Raw genomic sequence first — 22505 nt, 5'->3', positions numbered from 1 at the left:
GCACTGGTGTCCGGGTTGCCGCCACCCGGGTGATTCGCGTCAACCCCGGTGGACGGCGGCCCGGCCCGGGCGGGCGGGGCGCAGAACCGTCACTCCCCTTGGCCCGTCACGGGCCCGCGCCCCCGGCCGGATGCCCGGCGCGGTGCCCGATGCGTCCGACCATCCGACGATCGGCCCGACGCTTTCCTTGCACGGCCCGCAACCTTCTGGCTTCTCAAGCGGTAACAGTGTCGTCCGCCCGGCGGACGGGACGGACCCAGACCCCTCCGAGGAGCCCCATGTCTCACCCCCTCACGCGCCGGATCGCCCAGGCCGCGCTGCTCGTGGCGGCCGGCGCGACCCCGCTGGTCGCGGCCGGCTCCGCGTCCGCCGCAGACGCCCTGCTGCCCAAGGGCGACCTCGCCGCCCCGCTCGGCCAGCTGACCAACACCGACGCGGGATCCACCCTGCAGCACACCACCCACCAGCTGGGCCAGGCGGCCGGCGACACCGGTGCCGCCACCGTCGCCGCGGGCGTGCCCGCCGCCGCCGACGCGACCGGCAGCATCGTCGCCCAGCAGCTCCCCGAGGCGAACGAGAAGGCCAGCTCGCTGACCGCGCCGGTCGACCAGACCGCCGCCACCACCGGCCAGCTCGCCGGCGTGACCCCGAAGGTCGCCCGGGCCCTGGCCGGCAAGCTCGGCGAGGCCGTCACCGGGCACAGTGCCGCCCCGCAGCGCAGCGCGCACGCCGGCCTCAGCCCGGTCGGCGGGCTCGCCGAGACCGGCGCGATCACCAACGCCGTGCCGGGTGCCAGCGGGGTCGCCCAGGCCATCCCCAGCACCTCCACGGTCACCGACGCGCTGCCGCTCGGCTCGGTCACCCGGGCGCTGCCGGCCGGCCTGCCCGGCGCCGACGTGCTCGGCCTCGCCGAGCACGGGTCGGCCAACCGCCTCGGCGGCGCCGACCTCGGACCGAACAGCCCGCTGAACGGCCTGTCCGGCCTCACGAGCGCGCTCGGCCCGCTGAGCGGCCTGCTGGGCGGCGTCAACGGCGGCTCCCTCAACGGCCTGCCGATCGGCTGAGCCCACCCGCACCACGGCGAGGGGCCGGTGTCCGGAAATCCGGACACCGGCCCCTCGCGCGCTCGTGCGCCCGCGGACTACCGGGCGGCGGCCGCCGCGCGCAGCCGCTCCACGGCCGCCGCGACCCGCTCGTCGGTCGCGGTGAACGCGACCCGCACGAACCGGCCGCCCGCCGGACCGTAGAAGTCCCCCGGCGCGACCAGGATGCCCAGGCCGGCGAGCTCGGCCACCGTCTCCCAGCACGGCCGGTCCTGGGTCGCCCACAGGTAGAGGCTGGCCTCGGAGTGCTCGATCCGGAAGCCGTAGGCCTCCAGCGCCCCGCGCAGCGCCGCCCGCCGGGCCGCGTACCGCTCCCGCTGCTCGGCCACGTGCGCGTCGTCCCCGAGCGCGGCCGCCGTCGCCGCCTGCACCGGGGCCGGCACGATCATGCCGCCGTGCTTGCGCACCTCCAGCAGCTCCCTGACCACCACCGGGTCGCCCGCCACGAAGGACGCGCGGTAGCCGGCCAGGTTGGAGCGCTTGGACAGCGAGTGCACCGCGAGCAGGCCCTCGTGGCCGCCCTCGCCGCACACCCCGGGGTGCAGCACCGAGACCGGCTCGGCCTCCCAGCCGAGCTCCAGGTAGCACTCGTCGCTGACCAGCAGCACCCGGTGCTCGCGCGCCCACGCCACCGTGCGGCGCAGCTCGTCCGCGCCGAGCACCCGCCCGGTCGGGTTGGACGGCGAGTTGACCCACAGCAGGCGCACCCGGGAGCCGTCCAGCTCGTCCACCGAGTCGTACTCGACCGGCTCGGCGCCGCACAGCCGCGCGCCCACCTCGTACGTCGGGTAGGCCAGCCGCGGATAGGCGACCTGGTCGCCGGGGCCGAGGCCCAGCTGGGTCGGCAGCCAGGCGACCAGCTCCTTGGAGCCGACCGTCGGCAGGACGGCCTGCGGGCCGATCTCGGCCCCGAGCCGGCGGTGCAGCCAGCCGGCGATCGCCTCGCGCAGCTCCAGCGGGCCCCAGACGGTCGGGTAGCCGGGCGTGTCGGTGGCCGCGGCGAGCGCCTTCTGGATCACCTCGGGCACCGGGTCGACCGGCGTGCCGACGGAGAAGTCGCAGAGCCCGCCGGGGTGGGCCAGCGCGGTCGCCTTGTACGGCTCCAGCTTGTCCCAGGGGAAGACCGGCAGCAGGTCGGAAACGCGGCGCGCCGCCCCCGGGTGACCCGGGAACGGCGCGTGCGTGCTGTTCTTGGTACTCACAGCTCAGTTGCCACCAGTCGTCAGTGGTCGGCGTTCTGCGGCGGCAGAGCGGCGATGAACGGGTGGTCGCGCTCGATCAGGCCGAGCTTCGAGGCACCGCCGGGCGAGCCGAGGTCGTCGAAGAACTCGACGTTCGCCTTGTAGTAGTCCTTCCACTCCTCCGGCGTGTCGTCCTCGTAGAAGATCGCCTCGACCGGGCAGACCGGCTCACAAGCGCCACAGTCGACACACTCATCCGGGTGGATGTAGAGCGATCGCTCGCCCTCGTAGATGCAGTCAACCGGGCACTCTTCGATGCACGCCTTGTCCTTGACGTCGACACAAGGCTGCGCGATGACGTAGGTCACGCTGTCGTTCCTCCTCGGAAGGGCTCGGCGGCCCATTCTGTTTTCTCGCGTGCGCGGGTGAGCGCGGCGTCGTCGATGCCCGCCCCTAGTATCGCGGGTCGGAGACCGCAAATGCACAGGAGGTGCCCAGATGACCGCCGAAGGGCCGGTTCAGGACCGTCCGGAGGTCCGGATAGATCGCTCCGACGTGGGCCGCAGGGTCTCCGTGCGGCGGCTCGCCGGGTTCGCCGACGACAACCGGCCAGTGTTCCGCGATGTGATCGGGGTGCTCGCATCCTGGGACGGATCCGGACTCACCGTGGTGCCGCGGGCCGGCGATCCGGTCTCCTTCGACGAGAAGCTGCTGGTCGCGGGCAAGGCCGTGCCGCTCTTCCCGGCCCGGCGCGCACCGCTGCCGGCCGCCGGCCCGGCCGAGCTCCAGCGGATCGCCGCCCGCGGCTGGCCCGCCGTCGAGCAGGAGCCGCTGGGCGCCTGGACGCTGCGCGCCTCCTCCGGGTTCACCCGGCGCGCCAACTCCGTACAGGCGCTCGGCGACCCCGGAGTGCCCCTGGACGAGGCGCTCACCACCGCGCGCGGGTGGTACGCGGCGCGCGGGCTGCCGGCCTGGGTGGAGGTCAGCACCCCCGGCTCGCCCGAGCCGCTGCGCGCCGAGCTGGACAGGCTGGGCGCGGCGTACTCGCCGACCCTGGTCCGGGTGGCCGAGCTGGCACCGCTCAGCCGGCTCGGCGACCGGGCCGGGCGCGACCGGGTGCGGCTGGCGCGGACCGCCTCCGCCGACTGGATGTCGCTCTACCGCCGGGTGACCGACGACCCGGCCGTGGAGCGGGCCGCCCGCACGGTGATCCACGGCGGCCCCTCGGTCTGGTTCGCGACCGTGCACGACACCGACGGCTGCCGGACCGAGGGCGACGGCACCCCGCCCGTGCTGGCCGCCGGCCGCTGCGCCGTCGACGGACCGTGGGCCTGCTTCGGCGCCATCGAGGTGGCTCCGTGGGCCCGCCGCCGCGGCCTGGCCACCGCGGTGATGGCGGTGCTCGCCGCCCGGGCCGCCGAGGAGGGCGCGAGCGGCGCCTACCTGCAGGTGGAGGCGGAGAACGCCGGGGCGATCGCGCTCTACGACCGCCTGGGCTTCACGACCAGTCACACTTACCACTACGCGCTCCTGCCGCAGGGGTAGGACGCCCCGGAACCGTCCGCCCCGGAACCGCCTGTCCGTCCGCCCTACGAAAGCCGCCGCCACCGCCGTGACCGAGCAGAGCAGAGCACGCTTCCGGACCGAGGCCCGGGCCGAGCACCCCGATCCGGTGCTGCTCTGCCTGCTCGCTGCCGCCGAGCACACCCCCGCCCCCGACCCGGGGGATCCGGAGGACCTCCAGGGCCCGCCCTCCGTCGACGCCCTGCTCGCCGCCTGCTCGGCGGCCCTGGAGCGGCACGCGGCCGCCGTCCGGCTCGCCGTCGCCGAGCGGGCCCCGGCCGGGCCCGAGGAGACCGCGGCGCTGCTGGCCGCCGTCCTCGGCGGGCGCGAGCGGTTCCACGGGCGGCAGTCCGACTACCGGCGGCTGGAGTCCTCGCTGCTGCCCGACGTGCTTCGCCGCCGGCGCGGGCTGCCGATCATGCTCGCCCTGGTCTGGTCGGCCGTCGCCCGGCGGGCCGGGCTCACCGTGCACGGCATCGCGCTGCCCGGCCACTTCATCGTCGCGGTCGGCGGGCCCGCCGGCGGCGAGGAGTACGTCCTGGCCGACCCGTTCCACGGCGGCCGGCTGCTCGACCTCGAGGACGTGGCCCGGCTGGTGCGCGCCGGCGGGCACGAGTTCGCCCCCGAGCTGCTCATGCCCGCCCAGCCGCTGGACGTCGTGCTGCGGGTGCTCGGCAACATCCGGGCCTGGGCCGCCGACCGTCCGGAGCACGCCCGCACCCAGCTGTGGGCCACCGAACTCGCCCTGCTGCTCCCCCGCCACCCCGCCCAGCTCCGCCTCGAACGCGCCGAACTGCTGGTGCGCACCGGAGACTTCCTGGGCGGGGCGGGCGAGATGGACGAGTACGCGGAGATCCTGGACGCCTTCGACCCGGACACCGCCGCCAAGGTCCGCCAGGAGGCCCGGGCCGCCCGCCACCGGCTGAACTGAGGGCCGCCCCTGCAGCCGGCCCTTCTCGCGGCGATCCGGACCGCCTCGGTGCGGTTGCGGGCCCCGGTCTTCTGGATCGCCATCGACGGGTAGTTGCCCACCGTCCCCTCGGACAGGTGCGGGCGCCCGGCGCGTCCTTCACCAGGAAGGCGTCCGCGCCCGACTCCATCGCCCGCCGCAGGTAGCCGGGGCGGCCGAAGGTCGTCGCGATCACCACCCCTGGTCTGCGGCCGCCGCTCGCGCAGCGCCGCCGCCGCCTCGATGCCGGTCATCCCCGGCATCTCGATGTCCAGCACCGCCACCCGCACGTCGTGCGCGATCGCGGCGTCCACCACCTCGTCCCCGCGCCCCACCTGGGCGACGACGTCGTTGTCCTCCTCCAGCCCGGGCGGCGCCGCCCGGACCATCCCCTGGTCCTCCGCCAGCGGCACCCGCACGGAGGGCCGGTCGTTCCGAACGTCGCTCATGGCGCCCGGCCCTGCGGCGCGCCCCCGCCACCACGGCCGCGCGGCCCGCGCGCGGCGCCCCTTGAGTCTCCCCCCGGGGGAGACGACAGGCTGGGGCCATGCGGGACGACGAGCTCCACACCACGCTGTATTCCATCGGTGAGCTGGCCCGGCGCACCGGGCTGACGGTGAAGGCCGTCCGCTTCTACGCCGACACCGGGCTCGTCCCGCCCACCACCCGCACGCCGGCCGGCTACCGCCGCTTCGACGTGCACGCCCTGGCCCGGCTCGACCTGGTCCGCACCCTGCGGGAACTGGGCCTCGACCTGGCCACGGTCCGCCGGGTGCTGGACCGTTCCGCCCCGCTGCGCGAGGTGGCCGCCGCACACGCCGACGCGCTGGACGTGCAGATCCGCACGCTCCGGCTGCGCCGGACGGTGCTGCGGGCGATCGCCGAACGCGGCCCCACGACCGAGGAGACGAGACGCATGCACCAGCTCGCGAAACTGTCCGACGCCGAACGTCGGCGCCTGGTCCACGACTTCATCGACGCCACCTTCGGCGGCCTGGACGCCAACCCGGAGTTCGTCGCGATGATGCGTGCCGCCATGCCGGAGCTGCCCGACGAGCCGACCGTCGAACAGATCGACGCCTGGGTGGAGTTGGGCGAACTCGTGCAGGACGACGACTTCCGCGCCGCGGTCCGCCGGATGGCCGTCCACCAGGCCGCCGAACGGGCCGCGGGGGACGACACCGGCCTGCACGCCGCCCTCTCCGAGACCGTCCGCGGCACCGTCACCGCCGCCCTCGCCGAGGGCGTCGCCCCCGGCGCCCCCGCCGCCGCGCCCGTCCTCGACTCGCTCACCGCCGCCTACGCCGACACCTTCGGCCGCCCCGACGACGCCGCGCTGCGGGCCTGGATCCTCGAACGCGTCGAGACCGCCGACGACCCCCGCGCCGAGCGCTACTGGCACCTCCTGGCCACCATCAACGGCTGGCCCCGCCCGGAGAGCCTCCGTGACGTCGTCGACTGGTTCACCGCCGCCCTGCGGGCCTCGCTGGAGTAGGAGGTCGGACGGGCCGGCTCCCCGCTCCGCGCCCCGACAACCCGCTTGCGCCCGGCCGGCTTTCGAGATGGCATGCCGGAAGGAGCCGAGCGGGAGGCGGGCGGGGATGGGCGTGGAGTGGCGGGAAGTGCTTCCGGACAGCGAGCTGGGGGCGGTCCTGGGCGTGGTGCGGCGGTGCCTGGCGGCGGACGGGGGGCTGCCGGTGACCGGCGAGCCCTCCTTCGTCAACCGGCGGTACGACGGGCCGGGGACCGTCCGGATCGGGGCGTACGAGCAGGGCCGGCTGGTGGCCTGCGGGGCGGCGCGCCCCTACGCCCACCGCTGGTCGCTGGTGGGGGCGGTGGACCCGGACTTCCGGGGCCGGGGGCTCGGCGGGGAACTGCTGGACCGGCTGATGACGGCGGCGGAGACCGTCGTCCAGGTGGAGACGGAGGCGCTGACGCCCGCCGCCGAGGAACTGTTCCACGCGCGGGGGCTGCGGCAGGTGTTCGCCGAGGACGTGTTCCGGCTGGGGCCCGAGGTGCCGCCGGAACAGGCCGCCCTGCCGGACGGGATCCGGGTGGAGGAGTGGGGCGAGGAGACCCGGGGGGCGTTCTACCAGGCGTACTGCGCGTCGTTCGCGGACCGGCCGGGGTACCCCGGCCTGACGCTGGAGCAGTGGGTGAGCTGGCTGGTCGAGGACGACTTCCGGCCCGACGCCTCGCTGCTCGCCCGGGACGCCGCCGGTGCGCCGGTCGGCTTCGTGGTGTGCGCCGAGGGGTTCCTCGTCCAGCTCGGGGCCGTGCCCGCCTGGCGGCGGCGCGGGCTCGGCCGGGCGCTCGCGGCGGCGGCGCTGGCGCGGTTGCGGGCGGCGGGGGACGCGGAGGTGTTCCTGGACGTGAACGTGAACAACCCGGCGTCCGCGGCCCTGTTCCGGGGGCTGGGGTTCACCGGGGTGAGCCGGCGGGCCCGGTTCGAACGCCGGTAGGGGCGGTCCCCGTGGCGGGGCCGCCGGCCTCTGTGAAGGCGGCGCACGGGATCAGGGCGAGCAGCAGCACGACGAGCACCGCCACGACAGGCTTCGGCATGCCCGTCATGCTGCCCCCGGGCGGGATCGGCGGCGCCACGCCGTCGCGGGCGGGGCGCGGAGTTCCTCCGCCCGGACCAGCCCCGGACCAGCCCCGGACCGGCCGTTCAGGAGGTCGGCACCGTGCAGACCGTGGCGCTCTCGCCGTGCCGCACGACGTCGGTGACCGCCTCGCGCAGCGCCCAGGCCGGCGCGCCCGCCTCCTCGGGAGCCAGGCCCGGCCAGGCGTCGATCAGCGACTGCCGGGCGGCCTTCTCGATGTCGGCGACCTGCGCCCGCGCCGCCTCGTCCCTGCCGGCGTCCGTGCCGTGCTGGTCCACCTCAGGGTCCCGCCGGGCCCGGGTGCGGCGGCAGTGGCCGCCGTCGTGCGTCCGGCATGGCATCCGTCGTGCCGGACGCACGGACCTGCGGCTGTCGGACCCGCCCGCTAGCGTGGAGCGCACGTCGAGGCCGGACAGATCGACCCCGTGCGGGTACACGCGGCCAAGGGGGAGCGGGACGGGAACGCCCCGGCACCGCTCGTCCGCGGGCCCGGGCACCCTGATCCGGCCCCGCTCCCCCTCCTCAGCGCGCCGCGGCTCGGATGCCGAGCGACTTCTTCACGAAGTCGACCTGGAGCAGCAGCAGGTTCTCCGCGACCTCCTCCTGCGGCGTCATGTGGGTGACGCCGGAGAGCGGCAGCACGGTGTGCGGGCGCCCGGCGGCGAGCAGCGCCGAGGACAGCCGCAGGGTGTGCGCGGCCACCACGTTGTCGTCCGCGAGGCCGTGGATGATCATCAGCGGGCGCTCCAGCCCGGCCGCGTAGCCGGTCAGCGAGTTGCCGTCGTACACCTCGGGGTGCTCGGCCGGGTGGCCCAGGTAGCGCTCGGTGTAGTGGGTGTCGTACAGCCGCCAGTCGGTGACCGGCGCGCCCGCGACCGCCGCGTGGAAGACGTCCGGGCGGCGCAGCACGGCGAGCGCGGCGAGGTAGCCGCCGTAGGACCAGCCGCGGATGGCGACCCGGTCGAGGTCGAGCGGGAACTCCCCGGCGAGCGCCCGCAGCGCGTCGACCTGGTCGTCCAGGGTGGCCCCGGCGAAGTCGTGGTGGATCGACTTCTCCCAGGCCGGCCCGCGCCCGGGGGTGCCCCGGCCGTCGGCGACGACGACCGCGAAGCCCTGGTCGGCGAACCACTGCGAGTTGAGGTGCGGGTTGTGCGCCTGGACGACGCGCTGGCCGTGCGGGCCGCCGTAGGGGTCCATCAGGACGGGCAGCAGGCCGTCCCGCTCCCGGTCGTAGCCGGTGGGCAGGAAGACCGCGGCGGGGATGCGGCGCTCGCCGGCGAAGCGGAACACCGGACGGGCGGTGATCACCGGGGTCTCGGCGTGCGAGGCGATCACGGCGACGTCGTCCACCACCACGCCCTCCGGCAGGTCCCGGGCCACCTGTACCAGGGTGCCGGGCAGGTCGGGCTCGGCGGTGGCCCGCACGGTGATGCCGGCCGCGTGCACGGCGGTGGTGACGGAGGTGAACGGGCGGCCGTTGGCGGACTCCCAGGAGAGCCGCTTGCCGTCGTGGCCGATCCGGCCGACGGCGATCCAGCCAGGCTCGGGGTCGGTCTCGGCGGCGCCGCCGGAGGCGGTGAAGAAGACCTCCTCGGCGGTGACCGCGAGCACCGAGCGCAGGTGCAGGTCGGGCCCGGTGACGGTCTGGTCGCCGACGACCAGGGACCGCGCGCCGGACTCGTCGGAGATCCGCACCAGCCGGCCGTCCGGGGTCCAGGCGGGGACGCCCTGGAACAGCTCCAGCCAGACGTCGTCGCGCTCCTCGTGCAGCAGCTCGGTGGCGCCGGTGGCGACGTCCAGGCCGAGGGTCTGCTGGACGCGCTGGTCGCGGGACTGGACGAGCAGCAGCGGCACGCCGCCCTTGGACCAGTGCACCCGGGCCAGGTAGGGGAAGGCCGCGCGGTCCCAGACCACCTCGGTGCGGCCGCCGTCCAGGCCGAGCAGCCAGAGGCCGACCTCGGCGTCGGCGGTGCCGGCGGCCGGGTAGGCGACCTCGGCGGGCTCGCGGTCCGGGTTGGCCGGGTCGGCGATCCACCAGCGGTCGACCGGGCTGTCGTCGGCCCGCTCGACCAGCAGCCGGTCGCTGTCCGGGGACCACCAGTAGCCGCGGTCGCGGGACATCTCCTCCTGGGCGATGAACTCGGCCTGGCCCCACGTCACGTTGGGCCCGTCGGGCGCGGCGAGGACCCGGTCGCCGGTGCCGTCGGTCCGGGAGAGCCGCAGCTCGCCGGAGGTGGTGGCGTACGCGACGTGGGTGCCGTCCGGGGAGGGACGGGGGTCGAGCAGCGGGCCCTCGGCGGGCAGCTCGGTGGCGGTGCCGGCGGCCAGGTCGGCGACGAAGAGCCGGCCGGAGAGGGCGAAGGCGGCGGTGCGGCCGGCGCCGTCCAGGGCGTAGCCGACGATGCCGGCCGAGCCCTCGCGGCTGCGCTCGCGGCGGGCCTTCTCGGCCGGGGAGAGGTCCTCCTCGCCGCCGCCGAGCAGCGCGGCCGGGTCGGCGGCGATCCGCTCCTCGCCGGTGGCGGTGTCGAGGGTCCAGAGCAGGTTGGCGCGGTCGCTGCCGGAGGACGAGCGCAGGAAGACGACCCGGGACCCGTCGGGTGCGACGGAGAACGACCGGGGGGCGCCGACGGTGTAGCGCAGGGTGCGCGCGTACTGCCTCGGGAAAGTGTCCGCTGAGGTGTGGGTGGTCATGGCACCAGACCCTACGACCCGGGGTGGGCCGATGGTGATCACTCGTTCGGAGCATCGGCCGCAAGTACGCCCGGACGGGTCCCGCACCCCCTCCGACCGGCCCATGCGCCCCACGGATGCCACCGTGCCCCGGGGCATGCGGACTCACCCAGCGTCATGACGACCTCACTCTTCGGGTATGACTGGTCCCGAGTGATCGTCAGGCCCCGAGGAGTGTGAGCCGCCATGGCCCTGTCCATCTCCGCCGCCATGCTGATGCTGGTCATCGTGGTGGTGCTGATCCGCCGCTCGGGCCTGAAGCTCGCGCACGCGATCGTCTGCGCGCTGCTCGGCTTCTACCTGGCGTCCAGCTCCATCGCCCCCTCGATCAGCCAGGTCACCAGCAACCTCGCCGGGATGATCAACGGCCTGCGGCTCTGACCCGGGGCGTACGGTCACCGGGCCGGCGCGCCGGTCGTTAGGCTTCCTCCCATGACCCCGACCACCGGCCGCCGCCTGCTCCTGGTGCACGCGCACCCCGACGACGAGTCGATCAACAACGGCGCCACGATGGCCCGCTACGCCGCCGAGGGCGCCCGCGTCACCCTGGTGACCTGCACCCTCGGCGAGGGCGGCGAGGTGATCCCGCCGGAGCTGGCCCACCTGACGGCGGATCGGGACGACACCCTCGGCGCGTACCGGATCGGAGAGCTGACGGAGGCGATGGCCGCGCTCGGGGTCTCCGACGTCCGTTTCCTCGGCGGCCCGGGCCGCTACCGCGACTCCGGGATGATGGGCGCGCCCGACAACGACGCGCCGGACTGCTTCTGGCGGGCCGACGTGGACGAGGCGGCCGGCCGGCTGGTGGCGGTGGTCCGCGAGGTGCGCCCGCAGGTGCTGGTCACCTACGACGAGCAGGGCGGCTACGGGCACCCCGACCACATCCAGGCGCACCGGGTCGCGATGCGCGCCCACGAACTGGCCGCCGACCCGGCCTACCGGCCCGAGCTGGGCCCGGCCTGGCGGATCGCCAAGGTCTACTGGAACCGGGTGCCCCGGTCGGTGATCGTGCGGGGCCTGGCCGGGACCGCCGCGAAGGCGCCGTTCCCGGGCGTCGCCGAGCCCGCCGACGTGCCCGGGGTGGTGGACGACGAGCTGGTCACCACCGTGCTGGACGGCACCGCGTACGCCGGCCGCAAGGCCGCCGCGATGGCCGCGCACGCCACCCAGATCACCGTGGACCCCACCGGCGCGTTCTTCGCGCTCTCCAACCACCTGGGCCAGCCCCTGCTCACCACCGAGTACTACCAGCTGGTGCGCGGCCAGGCCGGGCCGCGGCTGCCGGAGGACGACCTGTTCGCCGGCCTGGACACCGCCCCCGACGCCCCCGCCGCGACCTCCGAGGAGCGTGCCCGATGACCCCGCCCGCCCCCGCGCGCCGCTCCGTCGCGGCGTCCGTCCTCGGCACCCGCGACGAGCGGCTGAAGGAGCCCCAGCCGCCGCGCGCCGCACGGATCGCGGCGTATGTCCTGCTCTTCCCGCTGGGCTTCGCGGTATCGGTGTGCGGAGCGTTCGTGCAGGCCCTGTGGCCGCCCGTGGGGGTCCTGCTGGCGCTCGCCGCCACGGCCGCGACCTTCTACGGCGGCCTGCGGGTGACCGGCACCCGGCTCGGCGCCGCCGTCCCGGCGGGCGGCTGGTTCCTGGCCCTGCTGCTGGTGATGGTCCCCCGCCCGGAGGGGGACAACGTGCTGTGGACCAATGCCACGTCGCTCGCCTGGCTGTTCGCCGGCTCGATCCTGGGCGTGATCTGCGCCACCCTGCCGACCCGCGCCGGCTGGTTCCCCGGGGTGGCGGGCCCGCCGCGCTGACCCGGGCGGGCACCCGCGTACGGTGGCGGGTACGACGGGCAGTCAGCACCGCCCGGTCGTACTCTCATACCGGAGGAACCGGACGTATCGGGATCTCTCCGAACCGGTTCACCGGTCGGTTCTTCCCAGTATGGTGGTGCCGCAGAACGCCGTACCCGACGCCGCCCGCCAGGCCCGGCGCCGACGAACCGCGGTCGCGCCCCGACGGCCCGGCCCGCGAACCCGGAGCAGAGCAGCATTGAGCAGCCGCGAATCTGACAACGCCCACCCGACGCCTCGGCGCACGGGCCCGGACGCCTACCCGTCGGGCACCCCGCCCTACGGCACACCGGGCTTCCCCGGCGGCGACCGCACGGGCGGCACCGGCGCCGCCAAGGGCTCGGCTCCGGAGGGCGAGGACGAGGGCCCCAAGACCGAGACCACCCTCACCACCCGGGTCCGGATCAACATCCCCGGCTCGCGCCCGATCCCGCCGGTGGTGGTCCGCAGCACCGTCAAGAACGAGGACGACGGCGGCGAGGACACGCCCGCGCCCGCCGCCGAGCCGGCCGGCCCCCGGCACCGCTCCGCCGCGCCCGCCTCCCCGGTGCTCGGCGTGATGGACGGCGGCACCCGCGGCACCCCGCCGAACCTGCCGCCGGAGTGGCAGATCCCGCCGGCCACCTCCGAGGCGGAGTCGACCGGCGCGTGGTTCCGCCCGCGCCAGAAGAAGGGCCCGGCCGCCGAGGGCACCGCCCCGGTACCGGCCGCCGCCGCGGGCGCCGCAGCCCCGGCCCCCGCCGGCCCGCAGCGCGGCGCCGCCCGGGCCAACGGCGCCCGTCCGCAGGCCGAGCGCCCGCAGACCGGGCGGCCCGCCGCGGCCGCCCCCGGTGCGGCCCGCGCCAACGGCCGCCCGGTGCCCGCCCAGGCCCAGGCCCCCGCACCGCCCCCGAACGGCGTGCCCGCCTCCCCGTACGGCGCGGCGCCGGAGCTGCCCGCCGACGAGGCCGGCGTCTACGCCGACACCACCACCGAGCTGTTCGCCCCGCCGGTCCCGGCCGACCCGTTCGCCCCGGCCGACCCGTTCGCGCCCGCCGACCCCTTCGCCGTCCAGCAGCCCCCGGTCCCCGGCGGGCCCGGTACGCCGAGCCCCGAGGACACCTCGGTCGACGGCTTCGCCCCGATCCGCGACGACGCCCCGGCCGCGCCCATACCCGGCGCGCCCGCCGGCGCCGCCGCACCGGGCGGCCCCCCGCAGCCCGGGCTCTTCCCCGGCGCCCCGGCCGGTGCCGACCCGTTCGCCGCCCAGCGCCCGCCCGCCGCCGGCGCCCACGGCGCCCCGGCCGCCCCGGGCGGCCTCTTCCCCGGCGCCCCCGGCCGCCAGGGCGAGCCCGCCGACCCCTTCCAGACCGCCCGCCCGCACCCCGAGGACGCGCCCGCCGCCCCGGCCGCCACCGCACCCGCGGCGGACGGCCCGTCCGGCCCGCAGCGGCCGGAGCCCGCCGCCAAGCCCGCGCCCAAGCCCGCGCCGGCCGCCAAGCCCAAGCCGAGCGCCGCCAAGAAGCTGGTCAAGCTCGCCACCTACGCCGTCGTCGGGCTGGGCTTCCTCGGCGCCGCCGCCTACGGCACCGGGCTGATGCTGAACCAGTCCGACGTCCCCAAGGGCACCGTGGTGCTCGGCACGGACATCGGCGGCAGCAGCCGCGACCAGGCCATCCACCAGCTCGACGAGAGCGTCGGCAAGGCCGGCCAGCAGCCGGTCAAGCTGAAGGTCGGCGAGCAGACCATGGACCTCGACCCGACCGCCGCCGGTCTCGCCTTCGACACCACGGCCACCGTCGACAAGCTCGCCGAGCACTCCTACAGCCCGGTGGACGTCCTCAAGTCGCTCAAGGGCGACGAGAAGGCGGTGCCGCCGGAGGTGAAGGTCGACCGGGCCAAGCTCAAGTCCGCGCTGGAGGCGCTGGCCGGCGGCACCGGGCAGGGCCTCCAGGAGGGCTACGTCAAGTTCTCCGAGAGCGGCGAGCCCGTCGTCGTCCCCGGCAAGGCCGGGCAGGCGCTGGACTCCGCCGCCGCCGTCGACCTGGTCGACGCGGCCTACCGCGACCGCGCCGCGGGCAAGCCCGAACAGCCCGTCGCGCTGGCGGTGACCGCCGCCCAGCCGAAGACCTCCGCGCAGGCCCTCCAGGGCGCCGCGGACACCCTCGGCAAGTCCGCGGTGAACGGCCAGATCCACATCACGGCCGGCACCAAGAAGTTCGACTTCGGCCCGAAGACCGCCGCCGTGGCCCTCACCCTCGTGCCGGACGCCAACGGCAAGTTCGTGCCCAAGTGGGACCTCGACGCGCTCGGCCGCCAGCTGGCCGCCGGCGGCTTCGACAAGGTGAAGACCAAGAAGAACGGCCAGCTCGTCCCGATCACCCCGCAGGACGTCGCGGACCAGATCACCGCGCTGCTGGACAAGACCGGCGACCGGGACCGCACCTACAAGTTCCCGGTCTGACCGAACCGTTACCGACGGGGCGGGCCCGATCCGGGCCCGCCCCTCGACAACCGCGCTCCCCGGTCAGCAAGATGTGTCGCCTGTCGTCCGCCGCATCCGTCCCGGGAGAACCACCATGGGCCGCCCCCTGTACCGCCGCACGGCCCTGATCGCCGGTCTCACCGCCGTCTCGCTCTCGCTGACGCTCTGTTCCTGTGCCCCCGGCGACGGCTCCGACGGCGGCGCCCGCGCCCTGCCGAGCGCCGTCGAGAGCCCCAAGCTCACCGCCGTCGACATCAACCCGCACGAGCGCGCCGAACTGCGCCAGGGCGGCACCCTGCGCATCGCCGTTCCCCAGTACTCCAGCCAGTGGTCGCCGATCCAGACCGACGGCGCCGAGTCCTCCACCATCGCCGTCACCAAGCCGCTGCTGCCGACCTTCTTCCGCTCCGACGCGGCCGGCACCCAGACCCCCAACCCGGCCTACCTGCAGGACGCGCGCGCCGAGCAGCGGGACGGCCGGCAGGTCGTGGTCTGGACGCTGAACCCCAGGGCCCGCTGGTCCGACGGCACCCCGATCACCTGGCGCGACATCGAGGCCAACTGGCGGGCGCTGAACGGCAAGGACCCGGCGTACCGGGCGGCCAGCAGCACCGGCTTCGAGCAGGTCTCCTCGGTCGAGCGCGGCAAGGACGACTTCCAGGCCGTGATGACCTTCGAGCGGCCGTACTCCGAGTGGCAGTCGATGTTCAACGGCGCCGCCAACGCGCCGCTGCTGCCGGCCAGTAGGATCGCCACGCCGGAGCTGTTCAACACCTCCTACCTGGACGCCGTCCCGGTCACCGCGGGCCCGTTCAAGGTGGAGCGGATGGACCGGGCCGCGCAGACCGTCACCCTGGTCGCCGACCCGGCCTGGTGGGGCGACAAGCCGCTGCTGGACCGGATCGTCTTCCGCGTCATCCTGCCCAACGCGATGGCCGCCGCCTTCAACAAGGGCGAGATCGACCTGTTCAACAACGGCCCGGACGTGGCCGGCTACCAGCTGATCCGCAGCACCCCGGGCGCCGCCGTCCGGCGGGCCGGCGGGCCCGACTTCCGGCAGTTCACGCTGAACAGCCGCAGCCCCGCGCTCACCGACCCGGCCGTCCGCCAGGCGCTCTTCCAGGCGATCAACCGGGACGCCATCACCCGCTCCGACCTGGCCGGGCTCGACTGGCCCACCGTGACCCTCAACAACCACCTGCTGGTGTCCAACCAGAACGCCTACCGGGACAACTCCCTCGGCCTCAGCCGCTACGACCCGGCCGAGGCGGCCCGCAAGCTCGACGCGGCCGGCTGGAAGCTCGACGGCGACGTCCGCCGCAAGGACGGCAAGGAGCTCAACCTGCGGATGGTCATCCCGGCCGGCGTCACCCAGGCCCAGAACGAGGCCGCCGTCGCCACCGGGATGCTCAAGGACGTCGGGATCAAGGTCACCACCGTCACCGCCAACCCCAACGAGTTCTTCGACAGGTACGTCAACCGGCGGGACTTCGACATCACCGCCTACTCGCTGCTCGGCACGCCGTTCCCGGCCAGCGGCAACCGGACCAACTTCGCCCAGAACGGCGGCACCAACCACTCCCAGACCGGCAGCCCCGCGGTCGACGCCGCGTTCGACCGGGCGGCCGCGGCGACCGACGCGGCCAGCACCTTCGAGGCCATCAACCAGGCCGACGGCGAGCTGTGGAAGGTGGCCGGGGTGCTGCCGCTCTACCAGCGCCCGCAGCTGTTCGGCGCCCGCGCCGAGCTCGCCAACATCGGCGCCCAGGGCCTGTCCGACATCGTCTGGGAGAACGTCGGCTACCAGAAGTGACCTCCCGCCGGCCGGAGCCGGACGGCCGGGGCCCCGGAGTCCGCGCGACTCCGGGGCCCCTCGACGTGACCGGCGATCAGCCCGTGCCGATCACGTCCCGCACCTCGGCGAAGTGGCAGGCCGACTCGTGCGCGGCCGCCCCGCTCAGCGCGGCCGGCACGGCCAGCAGCGGGACCTCGGTCGAGCAGCGCTCCTCCGCCTTCCAGCAGCGGGTGCGGAAGCGGCAGCCGGACGGCGGGTTGGCCGGCGACGGGATGTCGCCGCTGAGCAGGATCCGCTCGCGCTGCTCGCGCCCGGTCGGGTCGGGCACCGGGACGGCGGAGAGCAGCGCCTGGGTGTACGGGTGCGTCGGGTGGGAGTAGATCTCCTCCTCCGTCCCGATCTCGACCATCGTGCCGAGGTACATCACGCCGACCCGGTCGGAGATGTGCCGGACGATCGAGAGGTCGTGCGCGATGAACATGTAGGAGAGCTGGAAGTCGTTCTGCAGCTGCTCCAGCAGGTTGATCACCTGGGCCTGCACCGAGACGTCCAGCGCGGAGACCGGCTCGTCGCAGATGATGATCTCCGGCTTGAGCGCGAGGCCGCGGGCGATGCCGATGCGCTGGCGCTGGCCGCCGGAGAACTGGTGCGGATAGCGGTTGATGTACTCCGGGTTGAGGCCGACGACGTCCAGCAGGTCCTGGACGGCCTTGCGGCGGTCGCCCTTGGGAGCCACCTCCGGATGGATCTCGAAGGGCTCGCCGATGATGTCGCCGACCGTCATCCGCGGGTTGAGCGAGGTGTACGGGTCCTGGAACACCATCTGGATGTTCCGCCGCACCGCCTTCAGCCCCGCCCCGGAGAGCCGGGTGATGTCCTCGCCCTTGAAGAGCACCTGGCCGGACGTCGCCTTCTCCAGGTTCATCAGGACCTTGGCCAGCGTCGACTTGCCGCAGCCCGACTCACCGACGATGCCCAGCGTCTCCCCCTTCGCCAGCTCGAAGGAGACGCCGTCCACCGCCCGGACCGCGCCGACCTGCCGCTTGAAGACGATCCCCTGGGTCAGCGGGTAGTGCTTGACCAGCTCCTTGACCTCCAGGATGGGCTCAGCCATGGAGGGTCTCCTTCCAGAAGTGGCAGGCGCTCCGGCGGCCCGGCAGGTCGGCCCCCTGGGCGTCCAGCACCGGTACCAGGCGCGGGAGTTCGGTGCGGCAGACGTCCTGGGCCCGGTCGCAGCGCGGGTTGAACGCGCAGCCGTCCGGGATCCGCAGCAGGCTCGGCGGCAGGCCCTGGATGGCGTAGAGGCTCTGGCCCTTCTGGTCCAGCCGGGGGATCGAGTTGAGCAGGCCCCGGGTGTACGGGTGGGCCGGGCGGGCGTAGAGCTCGTGCACGGGCGCGGTCTCCACGATCCGGCCCGCGTACATCACCGCGATCTTGTCGGCGACGTCCGCGACCACGCCGAGGTCGTGGGTGATCAGGATCAGGCCCATGTTGAACTCGGCCTGGAGTTCGGCCAGCAGGTCCATCACCTGGGCCTGCACGGTGACGTCCAGGGCGGTGGTGGGCTCGTCCGCGATGATCAGGTCGGGCTGGAGCGCCAGCGCCATGGCGATCATGATGCGCTGGCGCATGCCCCCGGAGAACTGGTGCGGATAGTCGTCGACCCGCTGCCGGGCGGCGGGGATGCGCACCCGCTCCATCAGCTCGACGGCCTTCTCCCGGGCCTCCTTGCGGCCGGCTCCCTCGTGCACCCGGAACATCTCGCCGAGCTGGTAGCCGACGCTGAGCACCGGGTTCAGCGAGGAGAGCGCGTCCTGGAAGATCATCGCGATCTTCCGTCCGCGCACCGCCCGCCGGGCCCTGGGGGTCATGGTGAGCAGGTCCTCGCCCCGGAACCGGACCGAGCCGGCGGTGATCCGCCCCGGGGGCATGTCGAGGATGCCCATGATCGCCTGCGCGGTCACCGACTTGCCGGAGCCGGACTCGCCGAGCACCGCCAGGGTCTCCCCCGCCGACACCGAGTAGCTCACCCCGTTGACGGCCTTGGCGACGCCGTCCCGGGTGTGGAACTCGATGTGCAGGTCGTCGACCTCCAGCAGCGGCGTACCGGGTACCAGGCTCTCCCGGCGCGCCGCCGGCACCTCCACGGCGCCCCGGCCGGCGCCCGTGCCGTCCTTCTTCGCCGGTTGGGTCATGTCAGTCATGGTCCGCGGCCCTCCTCAGCGCAGCTTCGGGTCGAGGGCGTCGCGCACCGCGTCGCCGAGCATGATGAACGCCAGCACGGTGATGCTCAGCACGGCGGCCGGGAAGAGCAGCACGTGCGGGGCGCTCAGGAAGCGGGCCTGGGCGTCGCTGATCATCAGGCCCCAGGAGATCGCCGGGGACTGGATGCCGATGCCCAGGTAGGACAGCGCGGCCTCGGCGCCGATGTAGACGCCCAGGTTGATGGTGGAGACCACGATCACCGGGGCGACGGCGTTCGGCAGGATGTGCCGGCTGACGATCCGCCCGGTGCCGGCGCCGAGCGCCCGGGCCGCCACCACGTAGTCGTTGTGCTTGTTGGCCAGCACCGCCGAGCGCATCAGCCGGTAGATCTGCGGCCAGCCGAGCACGGCCATCACCGCGGAGACCGTCCAGGCGTTGCCCTTGCCCCAGGTGGACATGATCAGCATGCCGCCGAGCAGCAGCGGGATGGCGAAGAAGATCTCGGTGACGCGGGAGAGCACGCTGTCGCCGAAGCCGCCTATCCAGCCGGCCCACAGGCCCATCGTGCCGCCGACCAGGACCACCAGGGTGGTGGTGACCAGGCCGACGATGATCGAGTTGCGGGCGCCCCAGACGGTGCGGGTGTAGATGTCGCAGCCCTGGACGTCGAAGCCGAACCAGTGGTCGAGGCTGGGCCGCTTCAGCGAGTCGGCCAGGTTGCAGAAGCCGCCGGCCCGCGGGTCGGCATCGGTGAACAGCTGCGGGACGACGGCGAGCAGCACCATGAACAGCACCAGGAACCCGCCGATCAGGAACAGCGGGCTGCGGCGCAGGTCCGCCCAGGCGTCGCTCCAGAGGCTGGCGACCCGCTCGCCGTCCTTGCCGCCCTTGCCGCTCCTTCCGCCCTTGCCCCCGTCGCCGCCCTCGCCCCGGCCGGTGCCCTTGCCGCCCGCGGCCGTGCCGCCGCCGGACTGCCCGGGGATCGCCACGCGCGCGTTCTCGCTCTTCGTCGGCTCACTCATAGCGGATCCTCGGGTCCAGGACGGCGTACAGCAGGTCGACCACCAGGTTGGCGAACAGGTAGACCATCACCAGGGCGCTCACGATGCCCACGATGATGGTGCGTTCCCGCAGGTAGACGGACTGGAACAGCTGATGCCCGACGCCGGGGATGTTGAAGATGCCCTCGGTGATGACCGCACCGCCCATCAGGCCGCCGAGGTCCATGCCCAGGAAGGTGACGATCGGGATGAGCGCGTTGCGCAGCCCGTGCCGGACCACCACCCGCAGCGGGCTGAGACCCTTGGCGACCGCCGTCCGGACGTAGTCCGCCCGCATGACCTCGATCAGGCTGGTCCGGGTGAGCCGGGCGACGTACGCCAGGGAGGTCGAGGCGAGGACGTAGCCGGGCAGCAGGTAGGACCGGAATCCGGCCTCCTCGTTGAAGGAGACCGGGAAGAAGTCGATGCCGTAGTCGGTGTTGAGCTTCACCCCGAGGAGCAGTTGGAGGACGAAGCCGATCACGAAGACCGGGATCGAGATGACCATCAGGGTCGAGATCAGCACCACGTTGTCGATGAACTTGCCGCGCCGCAGGGCGGCGACCACGCCGGCGGTGACACCGACCACCATCTCGATGGCCAGCGCGGTGAGCGCCAGGTTGATGGTGTAGGGGAAGGCCCGCCGCATCACGTCGACGACCTGGTTGCCGCGGTAGTCCTCGCCGAAGTCGCCCTTGAACAGGCCGGTCAGGTAGTCCCAGTACTGGATGAAGAACGGGTCGTCCAGGTGGTAGCGGTCCCGCAGGACCTGGACGACGGCAGGGTCCTGCCTCTTCTCACCGGCCAGTGCCGTGATGGGGTCGCCAGGCAGCAGGAAGACCAGTGCGTAGATCAGGAATGTCGCGCCGAGGATCACAGGTATGGCCTGGATGATCCGGCGGACCACATAGCGGCCCATGCGGTCTCCTCGTGATCGGGGCACGCCGGTGCCGGGCGGCACGGAGGTTGCCCGCGCCGCCCGTCAGGGCGCACCGGTCGGACTGGGGGACGGTCAGGCCAGCTCGACGTTGGCCAGGTCGATGCGGTTCTGGGCGTCGACGACCACGTTCTTGACGGTCTTGGTGTAGGCGGCGGAGGTCATGTAGGTGTAGACCGGGATGTACGGCAGGTCCTTGATCAGGATGTCGTCGGCCTGCTGGTACAGCTTCAGGCCCTCCTCCTGGCTCTTCGCCTGGTCGGCCTGCGAGAGCACCGACTCGAACTGCTCGTTGACGTAGCCGCCGTAGTTCGAGCCGTTCTCGATCGCGACCTTGGAGAAGATCGGCCGCAGGTAGTTCTCCATCGACGGGTAGTCCATCTGCCAGGCCATCCGGAAGGCCCCGGAGTACTGCTTGGCGCCCAGCTCGTCGAGGATCTTGCCGAACTTCTCGAAGGGCTTGAAGGTGACCTCGACGCCGAGGTTCTTCTTCAGCTGGTTGCCGACCGCCTCGATCCACTCCTTGTGGCCGCCGTCGGCGTTGTAGCCCAGCTCGACGGTGTTGTTCGGCACGCCGCCGGCGGTGTCGAACAGCTGCTTGGCCTTGGCCGGGTCGTACTTGGCCGCGTCGCCCATGGCACCCTTGCGGTAGCCCGGGATGATCGGGCTGATGAAGTCGTCGGCCGGGATGCGGGTGCCCGAGAAGATCTGCTTGGTGATCGACTCGCGGTCGATCGCCATCGAGATCGCCTTGCGGATCTCCGGCTTGCCGTAGGCGGCCGGGTTGGTGGCGATCGGGAAGCCGATGAAGCCGACGCCCGACTCCGGCTTGTAGATGTAGCGGTCACCGAATTCCTGGGCGACGGTCGCCATCGCCGAGATCGGGAGCTTGTTGGTGATCTGGATGTTGTTGGCCCGGAGATCGTTGTAGGCCGTTTCCAGCTTGTCGTAAATCTTGAAGGTGACGGAATCCAGCTTGGCCTTTCCGTCCGACTCCGGGAAGTTCTCGTAGCGCTTGATCACGATCTGCTGGTTGTGCTGCCACTTGCCGTCCATCTGGAACGGCCCGTTTCCGACCGGGGCCTCCTCGAAAGCCTTCCGGTCCTGGAAGAAGGCCTTCGGCAGCGGGTAGAACGCGGTGTAGCCCAGCATGATCTTGAACTGCGAGAACGGCGCGGCGAGGGTAACCGTGAAGGTCTTGTCGTCGACGACCTTGAGGCCCTTGAGCTTGTCGGTGGCCGGCTTCTTGTCCTTGCCCGGGGCGAGCTCCTCGGCGCCCTCGATCTTGGAGAAGAAGGGCAGGCCCTCGGCCGCGTTGTCCTGGTTGGCGCCCCAGTTCCAGGCGTCCACGAAGGACTGGGCGGTGACCTTCTCACCGTTGTGGAAGGTGTAGCCGTCCTTCAGCTTGATCGTCCAGACCTTGCTGTCCGGGGACTCGATCGACTCGGCGACGCGCAGCCCCGGCTCGTTGGTCTTGCGGTCGTACTCCACCAGGCCGGCGAAGAGCTGCGCGAGCACCTGGGCGCCCTCGGACTCCGCGGTGTTCTGCGGGACCAGCCCGTGCTGCGGCTCACCCGACTCGATGCTGATCGAGCCGCCCTTCTTGCCCGACCCGTTCGCCCCGTCCGAGGACTTCTTGTCGCTGCCGGTGCTGCACGCGGAGATCGCGAGCGCGGTACAAGCCGCCAGGGCGGTCCAGCGCATCGTCTTGGTGAGCCTCATTCAACTGCTCCTCGATTTAGGGGCTTACGAACGAACGGCGCCCCGCCACTCGGTGTGCCGGGTACGGCGGGGGTCGACATCTCAGGGCCGATCCGCACAGCCGGCGAGGTGACCACTGATACGCGCAGAGCAACTATCGATCAACCGACCCCCTCCGTGGAATCGCCGTCACATATCTATTCAATTACGGGCCGGGGCCAACCCGTGACAATACTCGGCAAATTCCGCCATATCGCGTGCGGAATCATAAGGTCCGCTTTCCGAATAGCGAACCGAAAACACCGGTATTCGAATCTTTACGAAGCGTAATGATCTATTTCGGCGGCCGGCCGGCGCGACGGGCCGGAATTGCCGCAGGTCGGCGGG

The 22505-nt window shown here is 73.5% G+C and carries 19 protein-coding genes and 1 pseudogene; 10 read left to right on the top strand and 10 right to left on the bottom strand.

Annotated elements, in window-relative coordinates; genetic code table 11:
- Window positions 1-278: 278 nt before the first annotated feature.
- Window positions 279-1064 (top strand): hypothetical protein, encoded by a 786-nt coding sequence (locus ABT238_RS38790; RefSeq protein WP_502884204.1) that lies wholly within the window; start codon window positions 279-281, stop codon window positions 1062-1064.
- A gap of 77 nt (window positions 1065-1141) precedes the next feature.
- Here ABT238_RS38790 and dapC read toward each other — a convergent pair whose 3' ends face one another.
- Window positions 1142-2305: a succinyldiaminopimelate transaminase gene (gene dapC / locus ABT238_RS14645; RefSeq protein WP_350563358.1), complete on the bottom strand. Its 1164-nt coding sequence runs from the start codon at window positions 2303-2305 to the stop codon at window positions 1142-1144.
- Between the two features lie 20 nt (window positions 2306-2325).
- On the bottom strand, window positions 2326-2652 hold the full coding sequence (fdxA, locus tag ABT238_RS14640; RefSeq protein WP_030061559.1) for a ferredoxin: 327 nt from the start codon (window positions 2650-2652) through the stop codon (window positions 2326-2328).
- A gap of 130 nt (window positions 2653-2782) precedes the next feature.
- Here fdxA and ABT238_RS14635 point away from each other — a divergent pair, with 130 nt between their 5' ends.
- On the top strand, window positions 2783-3829 hold the full coding sequence (locus tag ABT238_RS14635; protein ID WP_502891431.1) for a GNAT family N-acetyltransferase: 1047 nt from the start codon (window positions 2783-2785) through the stop codon (window positions 3827-3829).
- Between the two features lie 67 nt (window positions 3830-3896).
- Window positions 3897-4778, top strand: a complete 882-nt coding sequence (locus ABT238_RS14630) for a transglutaminase family protein (protein ID WP_350757631.1) — start codon at window positions 3897-3899, stop codon at window positions 4776-4778.
- Between the two features lie 20 nt (window positions 4779-4798).
- On the opposite strand, the pseudogene ABT238_RS14625 reads toward ABT238_RS14630, so the two are convergent.
- Window positions 4799-5245: pseudogene (locus ABT238_RS14625) on the bottom strand (response regulator); the annotation flags it as partial.
- A gap of 98 nt (window positions 5246-5343) precedes the next feature.
- On the opposite strand from ABT238_RS14625, the gene ABT238_RS14620 reads away from it, so the two are divergent.
- Together ABT238_RS14620 and ABT238_RS14615 are read left to right on the top strand one after the other, a co-directional pair.
- The gene (locus ABT238_RS14620; protein ID WP_350757628.1) at window positions 5344-6291 is read left to right on the top strand and encodes a MerR family transcriptional regulator; all 948 of its coding nucleotides are present in this window, start codon (window positions 5344-5346) and stop codon (window positions 6289-6291) included.
- A 127-nt stretch (window positions 6292-6418) separates the two neighbouring features.
- Entirely contained in the window at window positions 6419-7258 is an 840-nt protein-coding gene (locus ABT238_RS14615) for a GNAT family N-acetyltransferase (protein WP_350757625.1), read from the top strand.
- Window positions 7259-7464: 206 nt separating this feature from the next.
- Here the strand turns inward: ABT238_RS14615 and ABT238_RS14610 are convergent, their stop codons facing one another.
- Both ABT238_RS14610 and ABT238_RS14605 read right to left on the bottom strand, forming a co-directional pair.
- Complete coding sequence (locus ABT238_RS14610) at window positions 7465-7677, bottom strand: hypothetical protein (protein ID WP_350563348.1); 213 nt, start codon at window positions 7675-7677, stop codon at window positions 7465-7467.
- Window positions 7678-7921: 244 nt separating this feature from the next.
- Window positions 7922-10090 carry a S9 family peptidase gene (locus tag ABT238_RS14605; protein ID WP_350757621.1) on the bottom strand — a complete coding sequence of 723 codons (2169 nt, stop codon included), beginning with the start codon at window positions 10088-10090 and terminating at the stop codon, window positions 7922-7924.
- A gap of 225 nt (window positions 10091-10315) precedes the next feature.
- Between ABT238_RS14605 and ABT238_RS14600 the strand changes: the two genes are divergently transcribed.
- The 5 genes from ABT238_RS14600 (at window position 10316) to ABT238_RS14580 (ending at window position 16253) form a co-directional block, all read left to right on the top strand.
- Window positions 10316-10510 carry a DUF2304 family protein gene (locus ABT238_RS14600; protein ID WP_344344199.1) on the top strand — a complete coding sequence of 65 codons (195 nt, stop codon included), beginning with the start codon at window positions 10316-10318 and terminating at the stop codon, window positions 10508-10510.
- A 51-nt stretch (window positions 10511-10561) separates the two neighbouring features.
- Window positions 10562-11488 (top strand): N-acetyl-1-D-myo-inositol-2-amino-2-deoxy-alpha-D-glucopyranoside deacetylase, encoded by a 927-nt coding sequence (gene mshB / locus ABT238_RS14595; RefSeq protein ID WP_350757619.1) that lies wholly within the window; start codon window positions 10562-10564, stop codon window positions 11486-11488.
- Window positions 11485-11937 (top strand): DUF6113 family protein, encoded by a 453-nt coding sequence (locus tag ABT238_RS14590; RefSeq protein ID WP_350757616.1) that lies wholly within the window; start codon window positions 11485-11487, stop codon window positions 11935-11937. Before mshB ends, ABT238_RS14590 begins: the two co-directional genes overlap by 4 nt.
- 238 nt (window positions 11938-12175) lie before the next feature.
- Window positions 12176-14419, top strand: a complete 2244-nt coding sequence (locus tag ABT238_RS14585) for a hypothetical protein (protein WP_350757613.1) — start codon at window positions 12176-12178, stop codon at window positions 14417-14419.
- A gap of 115 nt (window positions 14420-14534) precedes the next feature.
- Window positions 14535-16253 (top strand): ABC transporter family substrate-binding protein, encoded by a 1719-nt coding sequence (locus ABT238_RS14580; protein ID WP_350563338.1) that lies wholly within the window; start codon window positions 14535-14537, stop codon window positions 16251-16253.
- A 76-nt stretch (window positions 16254-16329) separates the two neighbouring features.
- Here ABT238_RS14580 and ABT238_RS14575 read toward each other — a convergent pair whose 3' ends face one another.
- The 5 genes from ABT238_RS14575 to ABT238_RS14555 all read right to left on the bottom strand — a co-directional run bounded on the left by ABT238_RS14575 (window position 16330) and on the right by ABT238_RS14555 (window position 22139).
- Entirely contained in the window at window positions 16330-17349 is a 1020-nt protein-coding gene (locus ABT238_RS14575; RefSeq protein ID WP_350757610.1) for an ABC transporter ATP-binding protein, read from the bottom strand.
- Window positions 17342-18430, bottom strand: a complete 1089-nt coding sequence (locus tag ABT238_RS14570) for an ABC transporter ATP-binding protein (protein WP_502884210.1) — start codon at window positions 18428-18430, stop codon at window positions 17342-17344. Before ABT238_RS14570 ends, ABT238_RS14575 begins: the two co-directional genes overlap by 8 nt.
- A 24-nt stretch (window positions 18431-18454) precedes the next feature.
- Window positions 18455-19462: an ABC transporter permease gene (locus ABT238_RS14565; protein ID WP_350563331.1), complete on the bottom strand. Its 1008-nt coding sequence runs from the start codon at window positions 19460-19462 to the stop codon at window positions 18455-18457.
- The gene (locus ABT238_RS14560; protein WP_350563329.1) at window positions 19455-20399 is read right to left on the bottom strand and encodes an ABC transporter permease; all 945 of its coding nucleotides are present in this window, start codon (window positions 20397-20399) and stop codon (window positions 19455-19457) included. Before ABT238_RS14560 ends, ABT238_RS14565 begins: the two co-directional genes overlap by 8 nt.
- A gap of 93 nt (window positions 20400-20492) precedes the next feature.
- Entirely contained in the window at window positions 20493-22139 is a 1647-nt protein-coding gene (locus ABT238_RS14555; RefSeq protein ID WP_350563327.1) for a peptide ABC transporter substrate-binding protein, read from the bottom strand.
- Window positions 22140-22505: the final 366 nt, after the last annotated feature.

Source organism: Kitasatospora sp. NPDC001527, from assembly GCF_040298605.1.
GTDB lineage: Bacteria > Actinomycetota > Actinomycetes > Streptomycetales > Streptomycetaceae > Kitasatospora.
This window is presented reverse-complemented; position numbering and strand designations above follow the sequence as displayed.

Excerpts from the sequence above, each read along its gene's own strand:
- ABT238_RS14605 (WP_350757621.1), bottom strand. The coding sequence starts at position 10,090 with ATGACCACCCACACCTCAGCGGACACTTTCCCGAGGCAGTACGCGCGC.
- mshB (WP_350757619.1), top strand. The coding sequence starts at position 10,562 with ATGACCCCGACCACCGGCCGCCGCCTGCTCCTGGTGCACGCGCACCCC.
- ABT238_RS14590 (WP_350757616.1), top strand. The coding sequence starts at position 11,485 with ATGACCCCGCCCGCCCCCGCGCGCCGCTCCGTCGCGGCGTCCGTCCTC.
- ABT238_RS14570 (WP_502884210.1), bottom strand. The coding sequence starts at position 18,430 with ATGACCCAACCGGCGAAGAAGGACGGCACGGGCGCCGGCCGGGGCGCC.
- ABT238_RS14620 (WP_350757628.1), top strand. The coding sequence starts at position 5,344 with ATGCGGGACGACGAGCTCCACACCACGCTGTATTCCATCGGTGAGCTG.
- ABT238_RS14565 (WP_350563331.1), bottom strand. The coding sequence starts at position 19,462 with ATGAGTGAGCCGACGAAGAGCGAGAACGCGCGCGTGGCGATCCCCGGG.
- ABT238_RS14580 (WP_350563338.1), top strand. The coding sequence starts at position 14,535 with ATGGGCCGCCCCCTGTACCGCCGCACGGCCCTGATCGCCGGTCTCACC.
- ABT238_RS14600 (WP_344344199.1), top strand. The coding sequence starts at position 10,316 with ATGGCCCTGTCCATCTCCGCCGCCATGCTGATGCTGGTCATCGTGGTG.
- ABT238_RS38790 (WP_502884204.1), top strand. The coding sequence starts at position 279 with ATGTCTCACCCCCTCACGCGCCGGATCGCCCAGGCCGCGCTGCTCGTG.
- ABT238_RS14575 (WP_350757610.1), bottom strand. The coding sequence starts at position 17,349 with ATGGCTGAGCCCATCCTGGAGGTCAAGGAGCTGGTCAAGCACTACCCG.
- ABT238_RS14635 (WP_502891431.1), top strand. The coding sequence starts at position 2,783 with ATGACCGCCGAAGGGCCGGTTCAGGACCGTCCGGAGGTCCGGATAGAT.
- ABT238_RS14560 (WP_350563329.1), bottom strand. The coding sequence starts at position 20,399 with ATGGGCCGCTATGTGGTCCGCCGGATCATCCAGGCCATACCTGTGATC.
- ABT238_RS14555 (WP_350563327.1), bottom strand. The coding sequence starts at position 22,139 with ATGAGGCTCACCAAGACGATGCGCTGGACCGCCCTGGCGGCTTGTACC.